We start from the raw sequence: 2,165 nt of genomic DNA, 5'->3' as shown, positions 1-2,165 counted from the left end.
TGACACCCGCGAGCGGTTCGTCCAACAGTACCATCTGCGGGTCGGTCATGAGCGCCCGCGCCATCTCCAGCAGTTTCCGCTGACCACCGGAGAGGTTGCCCGCGTACTCGCTCGCGAGGTGGTCGATCTCGAAGAACTCCAGCATCTCCCACGCCCGTTCGAGCACGTCTTCCTCCTGTTTGCGCACGTCGCCTCGAATTATCGGCGTCACGGAGCGCCAGAGCGCTTCGCCCTCTTGTCCCTTCGGCGCGAGCATCATGTTCTCCAAGACGGTCATCTCGGAGAGTTCGCGGGCGATCTGGAACGTTCTGACCATGCCACGGTCGGCGATCTGATACGGTTGCAATCCCGTGATGTCGCGGTCGTTGAAGTACACCGAACCGCTATCCGGCTGATAGACCCCCGTGATGAGGTTGAACGTCGTGGACTTTCCGGCCCCGTTCGGCCCGATGAGGCCGGTGAACGAGCCCTGTTCGACCGAAAACGTCGCCCCGTCGACGGCGGTGATACCGCCGAACGTTTTCCGGAGGTTCTCGACCCGGAGCGGCGTCTCGCTCAGGTCGGCAACCTCGTTCCCGATGTCGAGCGAGTTCGCATCGTCGGTGTCTTCGGTTTCGCTCGCGGTCATTGCTCCTCACCTCCGTCCGCCGCTGCATCCGGTTTCGGACCGCCGGAGCCACCGCCGGGACGCAGGAGCGGAATGCTCGCCGCTTCCTCCTTGCGGTGGCCGAGGACGCCCTCCGGCCGGTGGTGCATGATCCAGATGAGGACACAACCCATGAGGACCAACTGGAGCGCGTTGATATTACCCATCATGTAGGAGACGAACGGCATGATGTGGCCGTGGATTATCGGGCCGACCGCACCCGCAAAGGAGTTCGGAGCGGTGGGGACCTGAATCGATCCCCTGATGATGTTCTTCAGGTAGAGCGGTCCCTGATACAGCAACCCGGCGAATATCGCCGCGCCGAGGACGCTCCCGGTGTTCGACCCGGCACCGCCGATGATGAGGGCCAACCACACGAAGAACGTCACCTGCGGCTTGAACGAGGTGGGCGTGATGGCACCTTGGCGCATCTGCCAGAGGATACCCGCGAGCCCCATCAGCGCACAGCCGAGCATGAACGACTTGATCTTGAACTGGTTGGTGTCCTTCCCGAGGGAGTTCGCGACCTGCTCGTCCTCACGGATGGCCTTGAGCACGCGCCCGAACGGCGATTCGCCGGTTCGCTTCATCAGCCAGTAGTAGGCCACGACGAACAGTAACAGGATGATCGCGTAGGTCAACGAGTCCAGAACCGGACCGGAAGAACCGCCGACGAGCGGATCGAGCGCGTGCTCGATCGCCGTGTACGGCCCGCTGTTGAACAGCGGGTCAAGCGGATCGGAGAAGTTCAACAACAGTCCACGACCGCCGCCGGTTCCGAGTTGCTTGCCGAACAGGGTGAACGTCTGGAACTGGTCCGACGTCACGATAAAACGGATGATCTCCGACGTCGCGATGGTAACGATCGCGAGATAGTCGGCGCGCAACCGAAGCGCCGGGAGCGCCACCAACAAGCCGAGGATCGCTGCGGCGAGCATTCCGCCGAGAATACCGACCCACAGCGGGAGGCCGAGACCGGAAACGGTCGCGGCACCGGCACTCGCGCTTGCTGGCGGTTTCGAGATCATCGCCATCGTGTACAATCCGACGGCCATGAATCCCGCGATACCGATGTTGAACAGCCCGGTGTACCCCCAATGGAGGTTCAACGCGAGCGCCAACATACCGTACACGCCGATGAGGAACGTGAGCCGTGCGAGGGAGTTCAACTGGCCGCGAAGCGAGTAGCCGAGCAGTGTGCCTCCCACGAGATACAGCACGTAGATGGCCAACAGAGCGCCCAGGATGAGCATCGTGTCGTTGATCTCGAAATCGCGGACGCTCGAACTCATGCCGTCGTCCTCCCTGCGAACAGTCCCTGTGGCTTGAACAGTAGGATGAGGATCATCATGCCGAACGCGGCGGCACGGCCGAAGTCACTGGGAATCCAGATGATGGCGAGGTTCCACGTCAGACCGATGACCAGTCCGCCGAGGATCGCGCCGTAAATCGACCCGATTCCGCCGAGGATGACCGCGGCGAAGATGGGCAACAGGAGGAGCCATCCGAACTGGAAGAC

3 protein-coding genes are annotated in these 2,165 nt (G+C 62.3%); all 3 read right to left on the bottom strand.

Annotation, left to right across the window (positions count from 1 at the left end):
• The coding region (locus WBV42_RS05770; RefSeq protein WP_423985181.1) for an ABC transporter ATP-binding protein at positions 1-628 on the bottom strand (628 nt) is incomplete at its 3' end.
• Positions 625-1,938, bottom strand: coding sequence for a branched-chain amino acid ABC transporter permease (locus WBV42_RS05765; RefSeq protein WP_423985180.1), 1,314 nt, complete (start codon positions 1,936-1,938; stop codon positions 625-627). The genes WBV42_RS05770 and WBV42_RS05765, both read right to left, overlap by 4 nt.
• Positions 1,935-2,165: ABC transporter permease subunit (locus WBV42_RS05760; RefSeq protein WP_423985179.1), on the bottom strand; the 231-nt coding region annotated here is incomplete at its 5' end. The genes WBV42_RS05765 and WBV42_RS05760, both read right to left, overlap by 4 nt.

This window comes from Haladaptatus sp. (assembly GCF_049589095.1).
Taxonomy (GTDB): Archaea; Halobacteriota; Halobacteria; order Halobacteriales; family Haladaptataceae; genus Haladaptatus.
The sequence above is the reverse complement of the archived record's forward strand: the minus strand, read 5'-3'. Positions and strand labels throughout refer to the sequence as shown.